At 60.2% G+C, this 16,223-nt stretch carries 15 protein-coding genes; all 15 read right to left on the reverse strand.

Annotation, left to right across the window (positions count from 1 at the left end):
• Nucleotides 1–1,195: tRNA uracil 4-sulfurtransferase ThiI (gene thiI, locus Q0G18_RS01295; protein ID WP_297148785.1), on the reverse strand; the 1,195-nt coding region annotated here is incomplete at its 3' end.
• A complete protein-coding gene (locus Q0G18_RS01300) occupies nucleotides 1,195–1,455 on the reverse strand; it encodes a DNA-directed RNA polymerase subunit omega (RefSeq protein ID WP_296058898.1) in 261 nt (86 codons plus the stop codon). The genes thiI and Q0G18_RS01300, both read right to left, overlap by 1 nt.
• A 16-nt stretch (nucleotides 1,456–1,471) precedes the next feature.
• Complete coding sequence (gene gmk, locus Q0G18_RS01305) at nucleotides 1,472–2,035, reverse strand: guanylate kinase (protein ID WP_158048506.1); 564 nt, start codon at nucleotides 2,033–2,035, stop codon at nucleotides 1,472–1,474.
• A gap of 8 nt (nucleotides 2,036–2,043) precedes the next feature.
• Nucleotides 2,044–2,352 carry an integration host factor, actinobacterial type gene (mihF, locus tag Q0G18_RS01310; protein ID WP_158048505.1) on the reverse strand — a complete coding sequence of 103 codons (309 nt, stop codon included), beginning with the start codon at nucleotides 2,350–2,352 and terminating at the stop codon, nucleotides 2,044–2,046.
• A 337-nt stretch (nucleotides 2,353–2,689) separates the two neighbouring features.
• Nucleotides 2,690–3,106 (reverse strand): hypothetical protein, encoded by a 417-nt coding sequence (locus Q0G18_RS01315; RefSeq protein WP_297148788.1) that lies wholly within the window; start codon nucleotides 3,104–3,106, stop codon nucleotides 2,690–2,692.
• Nucleotides 3,107–3,108: 2 nt separating this feature from the next.
• Entirely contained in the window at nucleotides 3,109–4,110 is a 1,002-nt protein-coding gene (locus Q0G18_RS01320; protein ID WP_297148790.1) for a hypothetical protein, read from the reverse strand.
• A 574-nt stretch (nucleotides 4,111–4,684) separates the two neighbouring features.
• Nucleotides 4,685–5,413 (reverse strand): orotidine-5'-phosphate decarboxylase, encoded by a 729-nt coding sequence (gene pyrF / locus Q0G18_RS01325; protein WP_297148792.1) that lies wholly within the window; start codon nucleotides 5,411–5,413, stop codon nucleotides 4,685–4,687.
• A complete protein-coding gene (locus tag Q0G18_RS01330) occupies nucleotides 5,407–6,342 on the reverse strand; it encodes a dihydroorotate dehydrogenase (protein WP_297148796.1) in 936 nt (311 codons plus the stop codon). Before Q0G18_RS01330 ends, pyrF begins: the two co-directional genes overlap by 7 nt.
• Nucleotides 6,342–7,160, reverse strand: a complete 819-nt coding sequence (locus Q0G18_RS01335) for a dihydroorotate dehydrogenase electron transfer subunit (protein ID WP_297148799.1) — start codon at nucleotides 7,158–7,160, stop codon at nucleotides 6,342–6,344. The genes Q0G18_RS01330 and Q0G18_RS01335 overlap by 1 nt, the downstream gene beginning before the upstream one ends.
• Nucleotides 7,161–10,391 (reverse strand): carbamoyl-phosphate synthase large subunit, encoded by a 3,231-nt coding sequence (gene carB, locus Q0G18_RS01340; protein WP_297148800.1) that lies wholly within the window; start codon nucleotides 10,389–10,391, stop codon nucleotides 7,161–7,163.
• A complete protein-coding gene (carA, locus tag Q0G18_RS01345; protein WP_297148804.1) occupies nucleotides 10,384–11,727 on the reverse strand; it encodes a glutamine-hydrolyzing carbamoyl-phosphate synthase small subunit in 1,344 nt (447 codons plus the stop codon). Before carA ends, carB begins: the two co-directional genes overlap by 8 nt.
• 73 nt (nucleotides 11,728–11,800) lie before the next feature.
• Nucleotides 11,801–13,105, reverse strand: coding sequence for a dihydroorotase (locus Q0G18_RS01350; RefSeq protein WP_297148806.1), 1,305 nt, complete (start codon nucleotides 13,103–13,105; stop codon nucleotides 11,801–11,803).
• On the reverse strand, nucleotides 13,089–14,033 hold the full coding sequence (locus tag Q0G18_RS01355; RefSeq protein ID WP_297148808.1) for an aspartate carbamoyltransferase catalytic subunit: 945 nt from the start codon (nucleotides 14,031–14,033) through the stop codon (nucleotides 13,089–13,091). The genes Q0G18_RS01350 and Q0G18_RS01355 overlap by 17 nt, the downstream gene beginning before the upstream one ends.
• A 5-nt stretch (nucleotides 14,034–14,038) precedes the next feature.
• On the reverse strand, nucleotides 14,039–14,647 hold the full coding sequence (gene pyrR / locus Q0G18_RS01360) for a bifunctional pyr operon transcriptional regulator/uracil phosphoribosyltransferase PyrR (RefSeq protein WP_297148810.1): 609 nt from the start codon (nucleotides 14,645–14,647) through the stop codon (nucleotides 14,039–14,041).
• 164 nt (nucleotides 14,648–14,811) lie between these two features.
• A complete protein-coding gene (locus Q0G18_RS01365; RefSeq protein ID WP_297148813.1) occupies nucleotides 14,812–16,086 on the reverse strand; it encodes an ArsB/NhaD family transporter in 1,275 nt (424 codons plus the stop codon).
• Nucleotides 16,087–16,223 lie beyond the last annotated feature (137 nt).

Below are 16,223 nucleotides of genomic sequence, written 5' to 3' on the forward strand. Positions count from 1 at the left end.
GCTTATAGGCAGGGCAGGCGTAATCGTGCGGCTCGGCAGCGCAGGCGAGCTCCTCCACCCACTGGTCGATGGGGAAAGCGGCCTCAGCCTCGCGCACGGCCGTCAGGTTCGCGTGCGTCTCGGGGTTGCGCGGCATGAAGAGCGTGCAGCAATCCGGCGCTTCCTGCGACGAGATGGGGAACGTCCCCAACTGCTGCGATTGCGCGATGATTTCGAGCTTGTCGGAGCCGATGAGCGGGCGGAACACCGGAAGCGACACGGCGTCGTTCGTCGCCCTGATGTTGTCGAGCGTCTGCGAAGCGACCTGCCCGAGGCTCTCACCCGTGACGATGGCCTTCGCATGCTCGTAGTAAGCGATACGCTCGGCAACGCGGAACATGAGGCGGCGGTACAGGATAACGCGCAGCTCAGGGGGTGCCGAAAGGGCAATCTCGCGCTGATAGTCGCCGAAGGGGACAACGTAGACGCGCGCGATGCAGCCCGTCTTCTCGAGCACATGCGCGATGTCGTCGACCAAGAACTCGGAGGCGTCGGATGTCTGCGGCCTGCCCGAGAAATGCACGCCGATGCAGACGGCGCCGCGACGCGCAATGCGCCAGAGCGCCACAGGCGAGTCGATTCCGGAGGAAAGCAAGCTTACCACCGTTCCCGAGCTTCCGACGGGAAGGCCCCCGATGCCGGGGATGCTGCGCGCGTAGACATATGCCGCGTTTTGCACGACTTCGATTCCCACCGTGAGGTCGGGGTCCTTCATCTGGACTTTGACCTGGGGATAAGCTTCGCTCAAACGCCCGCCCACAATCTGGTTGATCTCCATTGAGTTCACGGGGAAATCGGTGTGGTTGCGGCGCGCGTGCACCTTGAAGCTCGCAAACGCCCCCGATTCACCCATCGCAAGAATGCCAGCCTCGGTCATCTGGTTGAGGTCGCGCTCGCACTTGAACCCGCACGAGACACGCGCGGTGCCGGGAATCGAGCGGATAGCATCGGCACATTCGACCATGGTGTCGTGCGAGGTTCCTTCCTTCAAGAACACACAAAGACGCCCCGAGATGCGGTGAATCGTCACAACAGGGTACGCGCAAAGATGCGCCTCCAGATTCTTCAGAAGGCGCATCTCGAATTTTGATCGATTGTGACCCTTAAGGCCGATCTCGTGGTAGTGAACAAGACAGATTCGTTGATACTCAGCCATTAATGGTTCTTGATGTCGATGCTGTCAGGATCATAGGAAACGTCGCCAGTTGCGATTTCATTGAAGGCGATCGTGAGCGGCTTCTTGTCCGCAGCGCGAGCAATCTCGACGGCGGTTTGCAGCTGGATTGCGCGATCGCGCTGGCCGCGCATCATGTCGTTGATGTCGTGCGCGCGCTTGGACGCGAGGGCGCACAGAAGGAAACGGTCTTGATCGGTTTCTTCCAGTAAATCGTTGATTCTCGGTTCGATGATGCTCATCTTTGATGTTACCTCGTTATTCTTCAGCTTTTTCGTTCACGTAATCGACTAACTGCCTAGTGGCGGTCTCAAGGTCGTCGTTCACGATCCGAATGTCATACTCCATCTTGCGCGCAAGCTCTGCCTGCGCCGCTTCCATGCGGGAGGCTATCACCTCGTCGGTTTCCGTACCGCGTCCGCGTAGACGCTCTTCAAGCACGATAAGCGAAGGCGGCTCGATGAAAACCAGGTGCGCTTCGGGAAGCTTGTCCTTCACCTGAAAAGCGCCCTGCACGTCGATTTCAAGAACGACCTGCTCACCTTGGGCGATATGCCCCAGCACGGCGCTTTTCGGCGTGCCGTAGCGATGATCCGCATACGTGGCCCATTCCAAAAGCCCGTCCTCTTTGACAAGCGCGTCGAATTCCTCGTCGCTCTTGAAGAAGTACTGGACAGCCTCCTGCTCGCCTTCGCGTGGAGAACGCGTCGTTGCGGAAACCGAAACCCAGCAATCGGGAACTTCGCGCAACAAACGGGCCACCAGGGTGCCCTTGCCAGCACCTGATGGCCCTGAAATCACAAAGAGATTACCGCGGCGCATGGGCACGATTAGCCAAGACGCTCCAGCAGTGCGGCACGCTGACGGTCGCCAAGACCACGAAGGCGGCGGCTCTCAGCGATCTGGAGTTCCTTCATGATCTTCTCGGCCTTGGCCTTGCCGTAACCGGGGAGGGTCTCGATGAGGGTGGAAACCTTCATGCGGCCGACGATCGGGTCTTCCTTCATGTCGAGAACCTTCTCGAGCGTGAGCTTGCCGCTCTTGAGATCGTCGCGAACCTCAGCGCGCTTGATGCGGGCGGCCTTGGCCTTCTCGAGAGCTGCCTGACGCTCTTCGGGGCTGAGTTGAGGAATTGCCATCGTGAATCTCTCCTTTTGTTTCTCGGCACGACGCCTACCGCCGATTGCCGTTATCAACAATAATTGTAAATGCCCAGTTGACCATTCAAGGAAAATAATAGTGGACGGGCATTGTTTTTCCGCGACCCTCCGCAAACTCAATCTTCCATCGGCTTGCTCACGGCGCGGTCAACGTTTGATTATCGTCGTGGATTTCCGCCGAATGGTCAAGTGTTTTTCAAAGAAATCACTGCTCATCAACGGAAAAATAAGGTGCAGGGCCAAATCTGGACACATCACAGCGCATCTGAGCACAAAGCATTCACAAATGGCGACGGCATCAGCAAGTCGGGCCGAACTAACAGGACGCCTTGTCCATTTCGTATTGCGAAGAATAATCATCTGAAAGCGAGAGAGTCAAATCTGTTTCCCCCTGCTGCAAGTCAACGGTAATTAGTTCTCCCTGGGAGCTGTACTCAACGAGCGGGCGGACAGCGAAATTCGCATTTTGCGGAACAAAAGCCTTAAACGATATTCTTCCCCTCTCGTCAGTGGTATGCGCATCGGCTATTTCGAGCGTTGGTTCTTCAAGGTGATTCGATACGACCTCAACATGAGCCGCGGGATTGCCATCGGATAAAAGAAAGGTAATCGTGAAGTCGGCATATTGATTAGCGTCTTCTTCCGGAGATGTCGAAGAAGAAGGCTGCTGGGTGCACCCAACCATGCAGCAAGCCATGAGCAAAACGGCGAAGCCCACTATTTTGAAGCGCATAACTACGCATTCCCCCTATCTTCGCCGTTCACACGGAACGAAGCTACAAAACATATCATTCGGCTATCCATTTTAACTGCGTAGTTATAAGGATTTGTTGAGGAATTATTGGTTCCAGAAGTATGGATGCCAACTATTTGATTTGGATCAGCTGCCCCCGCAAGGGTTGCCAATGGAGTCCCACTCATCCCCTCGCTCGTGTCTATGGAGTACCTCCACATGTAAGAGCTGTTAGCTGAATCAGATTCAATGTAGCCCATCGAACCCCAAAACTCAGCGAATCTCTCATATGGATAACCATCAATACGTATATACTGACCCCCCGCATTATTGTCATTGTACGCGTGCGCTCCTAAATACGAGCGTTGATTTAACGTTGAAGGGAAAGAAGAAGGAATAAAGCCAAGTGCCGCATAGTCAAATCGCTTGTCTCTCGCCTGATAATATTCGATTGGTATATAAACGGAATCAACATCAACAGAGCCGTATGGAATAAAGTCCCCATTACGACCCGGCCATACTCTAATAGATTCTGCAAATCCCCCATGCTCTGTAGAAAAAACGCAATGACCGGCAGTAAGAGCCATTGTCAAGGAAGAAAACGCTGCAGTTCCGTATCCAATGGCACCATCGGGCCACGTGGTTTGAATAAAGCACGTGGCGTTATACGGATGAGAATCCGTCCCCGTTAAACGAGTTCGGGAATCGTGCCCTATTACTGACCGACCAGAAATACCTGTATCCGAAAAAGAAGCTGGGATCGATAGCGCTCCAACAGTTCGAGATTTTGTAAAAAGAGATAGATTAATCCTAGAATAATTTATTTCCCGTGTCGGCAAATAGATGCCTGCGTATTGGGCATTGTCTATTGTTGTGTCAATAAGGCAATGAATAGAAGCATTGGCTCGAGATTGACCCAGCGCGAACACAGGGTTCATGGCAGCAATCATCGAGCTAGCCCCTAATAAGCTAGCAGCTACAAAAGAGCGTCTCGAAATGTTCATTTGACCTCCTTCAATATGAATAATTACAATTACAGTTATTATATTTACTTAGAGATATGTTTGCAATGAGTATTATTCGTGCCAGCATATAGTTAATGGTGGGGATTCCAGGTAATCGTCGACGAGGCAAGCCCCCATCATCTTTGTGCACTTGCCCTCTGGGCAGGCATCGTGCGATGATGGCTGTAGGTTGCATGCAGTCAACGCCCAACATCGCAGCGCTCACTATGTACAGGACCTGCTGCAGAGTTGTATTCGAACAATTATACCCGCATCAAAGCATCCTCATTAATCAGCAGCAGATTCTACTTCTCTCGCGCTACATCGAGCAGCCTTTGAGTGAAGCCGCTTTTGCTGAAGAACCCGTAAACCACCTCGTAGCCTGGAAATGCCTTCTGGATTTTCGGAGATTCTTCCACCTTTGCCCTCAGGTTGAAGTAAACCCGCGCATCAGACGCCTAGGGGCGCACCGGAATACGGTGCGCCCCTAGGGATTGTGCGTGTAAGTCGACTCCGTGCAGCCTCGGTGTTTGAGCATGCACTTTCTTCGCGAGCGCTTATCGAGTTGAAAGCCCTAAGCCAGTTCTGCGGCGATTGCCTCGAACGCAGCGACCGGGTCTTCAGCCTGCGTGATCGGACGACCTACAACAATATGAGAGGCGCCGTTCTCGAAAGCCTGAGCGGGCGTGGCCACACGGCTCTGGTCGCCCTTCGCGCTTCCCGCGGGACGAACGCCTGGGGTCACGATAAACGCATCCGGGCCGAGCAGTTCGCGCATGCTACTCGCTTCCTGAGGCGAGCATACAATGCCCGAAAGCCCCGCCTCGCGCGCCTGCAGAGCAAGCGAGCTCACCTGCTCAGGCAATGCCCTCGAAACGCCCGTGGCTGCAAGCGATTCGGCATCCATGCTGGTGAGAACCGTAATCGCAAGCGTTGCCGGAACGGGAACCTTACGCTCGAACGCGGCGGCTTCCGCACCACGGTGCCCAGCTGCCATCATGGCAGAACCGCCGACAGCGTGCATGGTGAGCATGTCGGCCCCCGAAAGCACCGCCGAAGCCGCGGCACCTTCCACCTGATGCGGAATATCGTGGAACTTCAGGTCGAGGAAGACATTGAAGCCGAGCTGCTTGAACGTCTGCACAATCTTAGGACCCTCAGCATAGTAGAGCGTCATGCCGACTTTGAGCCATTTCGCATGGCCGCGCAGCTGCACGGCAAGGCAAAGCGCAGTAGCCGCATTACAGTCGAGCGCGACGATCACGCGGTCGCGGGCGGGTTGAGCGTGGAAATCCTCTAGCATTCAAGTGCTCCTATCAGGTCGTTCACATCGTTTACGCCCTGCTCTTCACAGTAGTCGATAATGCCATCGATCACGTCGACGGTCGCTTGGGGGTTCATGAAGTTCGCCGTGCCGACGGCAACTGCTGTGGCACCAGCCAGCATGAACTCGATGGCATCGGTGCCGGTGGTAACACCGCCCATGCCAAGGATGGGAACGGAAACCGCCTTCGAGCACTGCCACACCATGCGCAGCGCAACCGGCTTCACGGCAGGACCCGAGAATCCACCGACAACGCGCGCAAGCACCGGCCGGCGTCGCTTCACGTCGATCGCCATACCGAGCAGCGTGTTGATAAGCGAAATCGCATCGGCGCCCGAAGCCTCAGCGGCGCGCGCAATCTCAGCGATATCGGTCACGTTGGGAGTGAGCTTCACGATAAGCGGGCGCGACGTCGCCTCGCGGCAAAGCGAGACAACCTTCTCGACGCTTGGGACGTGGGTACCGAGCGTCATGCCGCCGGCATCGACGTTCGGACACGAGATGTTCACCTCGTACGCATCGACGGGTGCATCCTCGAGCGCTTCGATGACCTGCACGTATTCGTCAAAACTATGCCCAGAGACGTTCACGATGGTCGTGACACCTTGCTCCCGCAGCCAGGGAAGCTCCTCGCTCTTCAAGTGGGCGACACCGGGGTTTTGCAGGCCGATCGAATTCAGCATGCCCGAAGGAACCTCGGCGATGCGCGGGCTCGCGTTGCCTTCCCAACCGTTGAGGGAAACGCCCTTCGTCGTGACGGCGCCTAAAGCGGACACGTCGACGAAATCGGAGTACTCCATGCCGGCAGCGAACGTGCCCGAAGCCGTCGTCACGGGGTTCTTCATCGTAAGGCCGCCGAGGTTCACTGCCAGATTAACGCAGGTTTCACGTGGGGTTTTCGCTGCCATTACCACGCCACCTCCTGTGCATCGAAGACGGGGCCGTCGACGCAGGACCGTTTCTTGCCGTGAACGGTTTCCACAACGCAGGAAAGGCAGGCTCCGACACCGCACGCCATGCGCTTCTCCATCGACACCTGGCAAGGGATGCTCGCTTGCGCCGCTTGGCCGGAAACTATCTTCATGAGCGGCTCAGGACCGCAAACAGCCAGGTAATCGAAGGGTTTCCCGCTCGCGTTCGCCTCGCTTACCGCATCATCGACAAGCGAGGTGCAAAAACCTGCGCGGCCGAAGGTGCCGTCGTCGGTGGCGCACAGAGGCGCGTTCTCGGCGCAGCAGCCGGCAGTGAAAAGCACGCGCGCGTAACGCTCGCGGCATACGAGCGCTGCCTCGGTTTGGGCACCGAGCACTACGGTGACGTCGACGCCCGCAGCGACGAGCTGCTCGAAGAGCAAAAACAACGGCGCCGCCCCGACGCCGCCGCCCACCAGAAGCGCGCGTCCGCATTTTTCGGGCGCCGCCCAGCCGTGGCCCACAGGCCCGATGAGCTTGGGAGCAATCTCGTCACCGGGCGCAAGCTTGGTCATCCGCTCGGAGCCGAAGCCCACCACCTGGTAGAGAATCTCGATCGTCCCCTCGCTCACGTCCGCCGCATAGACCGAGAACGGGCGGCGCAGGATATGGCCTTCCATACCCGGAATCTGCATATGGACGAACTGCCCGGGCTTGATGCTCGAGGCGATTATGGGCGCGCTCAGCGTCATAAGGTGAAGCCTGGGGCCCACCTGGTGGTTATCGAGCACGGGCGCTGTGATATCTACCATCATTTAGCCTTCCCATTGTGGCAGGTCTTGCAGCGCGATGACGTCGAGCCCCGTCTCACGGACCGCCTCCATGCCCGCGATAAGCGCCTGCGCGCCCGCAAGCGTGGTGCAGTAGCTCACGCCGTGGCGCACGCATGCCGCGCGCATCTCATAGCCGTCGGTGTTGGTGGAGCTGCCGAACGGCGTGTTGATCATGAGCACGATCTCGCCCGATGCGATGCGGTCGAGAATCGTGTGCGAGCCGGCATGGATCTTGCCAACCTCTTCGCATTCGATGCCCGACGCGCGAAGGGCGCGGGCAGTGCCCGTCGTTGCAACGAGCGAGAACCCGAGGCGCGCAACGGAGCGAGCGATCGCCGTGATGTTGCGCTTGTCGCCATCGTTCACCGAGATGAACACTTCCCCGCCCCGCGGCGGCTCGTAATCAATCGCAAGCTGGGTCTTGGTGAACGCTGCAGGGAAATTGCCTGCGATGCCCATGACCTCGCCAGTCGATTTCATCTCGGGACCGAGCACGACGTCGGAGCCGGGGAAACGGCCGAACGGCATAACGGCTTCCTTCACGCAGAAGTAGTCGAACTCGCGGTCGTCGGCGGGAAGGTGCAGATCGGCGAGCTTCTCCCCCGCCATGATGCGGGCCGCGATCTTCGCTAAGGGGACACCCGTCGACTTGGAGACAAACGGCACGGTGCGGCTCGCGCGCGGGTTTGCCTCGATTACGTAGATGACCTGGTCTTTAATAGCGAACTGAATGTTGAGCAGGCCAACGACGCCCAGGCGCAGCGCAAGGCGGCGTGCGATGTCGCGCAGCTGCTCCTGAAGGCTGAGCGAGAGCGAGAACGGCGGTGTGCAGCAGGCGGAGTCGCCCGAGTGGATGCCTGCCATCTCGATGTGCTCCAAGATGCCGCCCACGAACACGTCCTTGCCGTCGCAGAGCGCATCGACGTCGACTTCAATGGCAGCTTCGAGGAATCGATCGAGATAGACTGGGTGGTCAGGCGAGATCTTCGCGGCTTCGGCCATGTACTTGTCAAGCTGATCGTTGTCGTAGACGATGGCCATGCCGCGGCCACCGAGCACGTAGCTCGGACGGACGAGTAGCGGGAAGCTGATGTGCTCGGCAACCCGATGCGCCTCTTCGAGGGTAGACGCCTCGCCCGCAGCGGGGTAGATGATCTTGAGCTCGTCGAGCACCTGGGAGAAACGATCGCGGTCTTCGGCAAGGTCGATCGCCTCGGGGCTCGTGCCCATAATGGGGACGCCCGCTTCCTGCAGGGCGCGCGCGAGCTTGAGCGGCGTCTGACCGCCGAGTGTCACTACGACGCCGTCGGGGTCTTCCACATCGACGATGTCCATGACATCTTCGAAGGTCAGAGGCTCGAAATAGAGCTTGTCGGAGGTGTCGTAGTCAGTCGAGACCGTCTCGGGGTTGCAGTTGACCATGATGGTCTCGAAGCCGGCATCGGCAAGCGCGTAGCTTGCATGCACGCAGCAGTAGTCGAACTCGATGCCCTGGCCGATGCGGTTCGGGCCTGCGCCGAGAATCATCGCGCGCTTCTTGGTCTTGGGAGCGACCTCGCTCTCGCAAGTGTCGTAAGTCTTGTAGTGGTAGGCTGTCTTGCTCGGCGTTTCGGCAGCGCAGGTGTCGACCGTCTTGAACGCAGGGACGACGCCGAGCGCCTTGCGGTGGGCGCGCACGGAAAGCTCGTCCGACCCGGTCAGGTGCGCGATCTGCACATCGGAGAGGCCAAAGCGCTTAGCGCAGCGCATGTCCTCCTCGTCGAGTTCCTCAAGCGCGTGGCCCGAAAGCGCCTGCTCGACGGCGACCATGTCGGCCATGCGAGCCAAGAACCACGGGTCAATGCCCGTCTTTTCATGAAGCTCCTCCACGCTCATGCCGCGGCGCATCGCCTCGCCGATAAAGAAGATGCGGTTCGCAGTCGGGCGGCACACCATGTCGTCGAATTCCGCGCCCTGCATGGTGCCCTCCGCACCCTTGCCGTCAGCACCGAGACCCGCGCGGCCGTTTTCAAGGGAGCGAAGCGCTTTTCCGAGCGATTCCTCGAAGGTGCGGCCGATGGACATGATCTCGCCGACCGCCTTCATGCGGGTCGTGAGCGTGTCGTCGGTGCCCTGGAACTTCTCGAACGCGAAGCGCGGCACCTTGACGACGCAGTAGTCGATGGAAGGCTCGAAGCACGCGGGCGTCGCCTTGGTGATGTCGTTCACGATCTCGTCGAGCGTATAGCCCACCGCGAGCTTCGCCGCGGCCTTGGCAATCGGGAAGCCCGTCGCCTTGGAAGCGAGCGCGGAGGAGCGCGACACGCGGGGGTTCATCTCAATGACAATCATGCGGCCCGTCTTCGGGTTGACGGCGAACTGCACGTTCGAGCCACCGGTTTCGACGCCGATCTTCTCGAGGATGGCGAGCGAGGCCGTGCGCATGCGCTGGTGTTCCACATCGGAGAGGGTTTGCGCAGGGGCGACGGTGATCGAGTCGCCGGTATGGACGCCCATCGCGTCGAAGTTCTCGATGGAGCACACGATGATGCCGTTGCCGACGCGGTCGCGCATGACCTCCATCTCGTACTCTTTCCAGCCCTCGATGGATTCCTCGACAAGCACCTCGCCTGCGGGCGAGAGCTCAAGTCCCTGGCTCACGATGAGATGAAGCTCGTCCATGTCGTGCGCGATGCCACCGCCGGCACCGCCGAGCGTGAACGACGGGCGGCACACCACGGGAAAGCCCAACTTGGCGACGATCGACTCGGCGTCTTCCATGGAGTAGGCATAGCCGCTGCGCGCGACCTCGATGCCGAGTTCCTCCATGCACTCATTGAACAGCTTGCGGTCCTCGCCGCGCTCGATGGCGGGAAGGTCGCAGCCGACCATTTCGACGCCGTACTTGTCAAGGACGCCAGACTTCGCCAGGGCGACGGCGGTATTCAGTCCGGTCTGGCCGCCGAGCGTCGGGAGAAGCGCGTCGGGGCGTTCCTTCTCGATGACTTTCTCGACGAATTCGGGCGTGATCGGCTCGACGTAGGTGCGATCGGCGAGACCAGGGTCAGTCATGATGGTCGCCGGGTTGGAGTTGACGAGGATGACGCGGTAGCCGTCGGCTTTGAGGACCTTGCAGGCCTGGGCACCCGAGTAGTCGAACTCGCATGCCTGGCCGATGACAATCGGACCCGATCCAATGACCAGGATGGACTTGATGTCGGTACGCTTAGGCATTGACTTCTCCCCCAAACTTCCATCCGGCCAAGCGGTCGGCGGCGATGTCGATATCGAGATAATCCTCGCGTCCATCCATCAGGCGCGAGAAGGCGGTGAACAGGTAGTGCGCGTCGGTCGGTCCGGGCGACGCCTCGGGGTGGTACTGCACCGAGAACGCCGGGATGTCAAGAAACGCGATGCCCTCGGCGGTGCCGTCGTTCAAGTTCACATGCGTGAGCTGGATGCGGCCGAACTTCTCGTTGCGCACAACGGGCGCCACGCGCTTCTCGACCCAGAAGCGCAGGTCGTCGCGATGCTCGGTCTCTCCTGCCGACTCCTCGGGGATAAGCTCGCCGAGCGTCGGGAACAGAAGGCCGAACCCGTGGTTTTGCGCGGTGATCTCGACACGGTGAGTGCGCAGGTTCATGACGGGGTGGTTGCCGCCGCGATGGCCGAACTTGAGCTTCTCGATCTGAGCGCCCGCGGCCTTCGACATCATCTGGTGCCCAAGGCAGATGCCAAAGACGGGAACTTTGCCGAGCAGCTTTTCGACCTGGGTATACGTGCCCGAAACAGCATCAGGATCGCCGGGGCCGTTAGAGAGGAACACGCCGTCGGGGTTCATCGCAAGGACGTCCTCAGCGGGAGTGTCCCAGGGAACAGCGGTAAGCTCGCAGCCCACGCGCACGAGGTTCTGGAAGATGGAGAGCTTCGCGCCGCAATCGTAGGCGACGACCTTGTACTTCGCAGGCGCGGGCGCCGAGAGCGCGAACGCCTGGGTTTTCGGCAGGTCATCGATGCCGAAGGTTGCCTTCTCGGAGCGAGAGACCGTCTCGGCGAGGTTAACGCCGACGATAGATTCGCTTGAGCGAACCTTCGCAAGGAGGCTCTCAACGTCGGTGTCGAGCGTGGAGAGCACCGCGCGCTGGGCACCGTTGTCGCGCACGTGGCGAACGAGCGCGCGCGTGTCGACGCCCTCGATGGCGACGACGTTGTTCTCACGCAGGAAGTCGGGCAGCGAAAGCTCGCTGCGCCAGTTAGAGGGCACCTGGCACATGTCGCGCACGACGAGCCCGCGCAACGCCGGCTTCTCGGACTGACAGTCCTCGCGGTTCACACCGTAGTTGCCGATCTGGGGGTAGGTCATCGTGATGATCTGGCCTGCGTAGCTCGGGTCGGTAATCACCTCGAGGTAGCCCTCCAGAGAGGTGTTGAAGCAGATTTCGCCGAACACTTCGCCCTGCGCCGCGCAAGAGGTGCCGCTGAACACGGCGCCGTCTTCGAGCACGAGCAGCGCCGGTGCACCGAGCGGCTTCGAGGTGTTCTCGAGCAGCTTTTTCGTGATCTCGCTCACATCGTTCCTTTCCGTTCAAGCCCGCCATCGCGGGCGTCATCCGCTATCGTATCGAAATCGCCGTAAAGGCGCCTTACTTTTTGACCGTGGAGCAAACCACGCCGTCTTCCATCGTCGCGTAACCGCCGACGAACACGTCGGTCGCGCGCCCACGAAGGTCCCACCCGACAAACGGCGTGTTCTGCGCCTTCGAGCAGAAGTCGTCTTTGGCAACCGTCCACTCCGCGTCGGGGTCGATGACCGTCAAATCGGCGATAGAGCCCGGCTCGATGGCCACGCGCTCGTCTCGCAGGATCGTCCGAGGGTTCACAGCCATGAGCTCGACGAGACGGTTCAAACCGATCACGCCCTCGCCAACCATATGGGTGAGCATGAGGCCGAGCGAGGTCTCGATGCCCGTCATCCCGAAGGGGGCTAGCTCGAACTCGCGATCCTTCTCGTAGGTCGCGTGCGGCGCGTGATCGGTAACGATGGCATCGACCGTGCCATCGGCAAGACCGGCGCGAAGCGCAGCGACATCAGCCTTCGTGCGAAGCGGCGGGTTCACCTTGTAGTTCGTATCGTAGTCCTCGCCGATCATCGAGTCGTCGAGAAGCAGATGGTGCGGCGTGACCTCGCAGGTGACGGGCAGCCCCTCGGCTTTGGCGGCGCGAATGAGCTCGAGCCCGCGCGCGGTTGTCACGTGTTGCGCGTGGAAATGGCATCCCGTCAGGCGGCAAAGCGCGATATCGCGCATGATTTCGAGTTCCTCGCCTTCCGCGGGCCAACCTAAAAGGCCGAGGCGTGTGGAGCATTCCCCTTCGTTCACCTGGCCCGCGCCCACGAGACCCTCGTCTTGGCAGTGGCACATGACGACGCGGTCGAACTGCTTGGCGTAGTCCATCGTGCGGCGCATCATACCCGAGTCCTGCACGCCGCGGCCGTCGTCGGTGAACGCGACAGCGCCGTGAGCGACCATGTCCCCCATCTCAGAGAGCACCTCGCCTTTGAGCCCCTGCGTAAGCGCGCCCGACACGAGCACGCGACAGAAGCCGACTTCAGAGGCCTTGCGCTGCACGTATTCCACGATGGTCGCGTTATCGCAGACGGGGTTCGTGTTCGGCATCGCGCATACCGCGGTGAAGCCGCCGTGCGCCGCCGCCTTCGTCTCCGACTCGATGTCGCCTTTGTACTCGAATCCGGGATCGCGCAGGTGAACGTGCATGTCGACCAGGCCGGGAACGACGATTTTTCCCGTAAGGTCGCGCTCGATGCCCTTCGGCATCTCAAGGTCGTGGCCGATTTCCACGATGCGGCCATCGCGGATCAGGATGTCAGCGACCTCATCGAGCCCAACCTGGGGGTCGAGAAGCCGCGCGTTCTTAAGCATCAACGCCATTGTCGGTTCCTCCTAACAGCAGATAGAGAACGGCCATGCGGACGAGCACGCCGGAATAGACCTGGTCCAAGATGACGGAGCGCTGCGGGTGGTCGCACATGTAGTCGTCGAGCTCGACGCCGCGGTTTACAGGGCCTGGATGACAAACGATAGCTTCGGGCCGCATGAGCTTCTCACGCTCCTCAGTCAGGCCGAAGAGCAGGTTGTACTCGCGAAGACTCGGGTACGGCGCGCCCTCGAGGCGCTCGCGCTGGATGCGCAGCATGTATACCACGTCGAGCTCGGGCAGCGCCGCGTCGAGGTCGCACGTGATTTCATCGGCCCCTAAGATTTCGGGAGCTGCCGGCATAAGCGTCGGCGGCGCGATGACGGTGACATGGGCGCCCATAATCTTGAGCGCGGGAATGAGCGAGCCGCAGACGCGCGAATGGCCGATGTCTCCGACGATGCCGACGCGAAGGCCCTCGATGCGGTCGAAACGCTCGCGAATGGTGTACAGGTCGAGCAGTGCTTGCGTAGGATGCTGATGCTTGCCGTCACCTGCGCAGATGACGGAGACGCCGGAAACATCGGCGACCTTGCGCGGCGCTCCCGCGTGCTTGTCGCGCACGACGATGGCATCGATCTTGTACGAGCAAAGCGTCTGCACGGTGTCGCGCAAGCTCTCGCCCTTCACCGTAGAGGTGGAAGACCCACCGAAGTTGAGCGTATCGCATGACAGGCGCTTCTCGGCGAGCTCGAACGACGAGCGCGTGCGGGTCGAAGGCTCGTTGAACATGTTCACGACGGTGAAGCCCTTGAGCGTCGGTACCTTCTTGATGCGCCGCTCGTTCACCGCGCGGAAACTTGCGGCGGTATCGAGAATCCGCGTGATGTCTTCGGCGGAGTAGTCGGAGATGTTGATGAGGTGCTTGTGGTTGAAGGCCATGGTTGCTACGCCTCACTTTCCTGGGGCTGTTCAGCGCCAAGCGGGGCGGAACCCGCACGGTCCCCTGGCGCCATCTCGAGGACCTCGACGGCAGAGACGCCATCGACTTCCTCCAAAAAGAGGCGGACGTTCTCGTGCGAAGAGGAAGGGACGTTCTTGCCGACGAAATCGGCGCGGATGGGAAGCTCGCGGTGCCCTCGGTCGACGAGGACTGCAAGCTGCACGCAGGAGGGGCGGCCGAAATCGCTCAGCGCATCGAGCGCCGCGCGGATGGTGCGGCCGGTGAACAGGACGTCGTCGACAAGCACGACGGTCAGTCCGTCGATGTCGAAGCGGATGTCGGTCGAGTGGACCTCGGGGGAAAGATGCGTCGCGAAATCATCGCGATAGAAGCTGATGTCGAGCGCGCCAAGCGGTACGTCGGTGCCCTCGATCTGCTTGATCTTGCTCGCAAGGCGATGAGCGAGCAGGTCGCCTCGGGTGAGGATTCCGACCAAGGCGATGTTCGAGGCACCATGGTTAGCCTCGAGAATCTGGTGCGCGATGCGCGTGAGCGATCGCTCCATTTCGTCTGCGTCCATACAGACGGATTTCACTGTTCTAGTATCTGTCATTAGCACCCTCTTCCAATCAGGGATGCAGGCAGACCGCTCGGTTCTGCGATAGTGCGACTTCACCTGGGTGAATCGCTCGCACTCCTTGTCGGTCTCTCTGTACCGCTTTTAAAGGACTGCACGCAAGTATAGGGCAGCTTCGCGCCGCGCGAAACCCTGAAAAGCTACATTGGCGGAAAACGCACGATTAGATAGATTGCTGACACGGCGACGGTCGCGAGCATCGTGGGGAAGCCGACTTTGAAGAAGTGTGCGAACGTGATGACGTGGCCGTTCTTGCGCGAGATGTCGGACATGACGACGTTCGCCGACGCGCCGATCAAGGTGCCGTTGCCGCCGAGGCAGGCGCCGAGCGACACCGCCCACCACAGGGGCGCGACGTCCATGCCTGTCGCCTCCATGGACAGAAGGATCGGGATCATCGTGGCCACGAACGGGATGTTGTCGAGGAAGCTCGAGACGATGGCCGAGGCGAAGAGCAGCACGAGCATGGCGACGAAGGTCGAGCCGCCCGTGACGTCGATCAAGGCCTGCGCGAGCATGCCGATGACGCCGACCTCCGAGAGCGCGCCCACGATGATGAACAGGCCGGCGAAGAAGACGAGTGTGGTCCACTCGACGTGCGCGAGCGCCTCCTCGATGCGCTCGCCCGAGATCAGCATGAGGACGCCCGCCGCGGTGAGCGCGACGACGCAGGACTCGATGCCGAGCGAGCCGTGGGCCATGAAGCCCACGACGACGAGCGCGATCATGACGACGCTCTGGCGCAGGAGGACGGGGTTCTTGATCTGCTCGCGCTCGTCGAGGCCGGTGAGCGCGTCCTTGTGCGCGTCGTCGACGTGGAGCTTTCGGCCGAACAGCAGGTAGAACAGCGCGAGCATCACGGCAAGCGAGAGCAGCGCCGCCGGGGTGTCGTAGAGGACGAAGTCGACGAACGAGTAGCCCGCCGCCGAGCCGATCATGATGTTGGGAGGGTCGCCGATGAGCGTTGCCGTGCCGCCGATGTTGGAGGCCATGATCTCGGCGAGGAAGAACGGCACCGCGTCGATGTCGAGCAGGCGGCACACCGTGATGGTCATGGGGCCGATGAGCAGGACCGTCGTCACGTTGTCGAGCAGGGCCGAGAGCAGCGCGGTCAGGCAGACGAAGAGCACCATGACGTGCCAGGGGTTGCCCTTCGCGAGGCGCGCGCACTTGATGGCGAGGTACTCGAAGATGCCCGAGAGCTTCACCACGGCGACGAAGAGCATCATGCCCAAAAGCACGCCGAGCGTGTTGAAGTCGACGTGGCCCATGGCCTGGTCGAAGGTGACGACGTGGACAACGAGCAGGATCATCGCGCCGACGATGGCGACGAGCGCGCGGTGCACCTTCTCCGACATGATGGCGACCATCGCGACGACGAACACCACCACGGCCACAATCTGCATCAAGTCCATACTTCTACCCCGCTTGTACCGTGAATTGCAAAAACGTTCGACATTATAGGAGTCTTTTGTTTCGAACGTGCTAACAATTCCTAGCGGTATTCCGTAAACGGGGGTGCCGTTTCCGAAAGGGGCGTTTTAAAGTCACC

This window comes from uncultured Ellagibacter sp., assembly GCF_934636505.1.
Taxonomy (GTDB): Bacteria; Actinomycetota; Coriobacteriia; order Coriobacteriales; family Eggerthellaceae; genus Ellagibacter.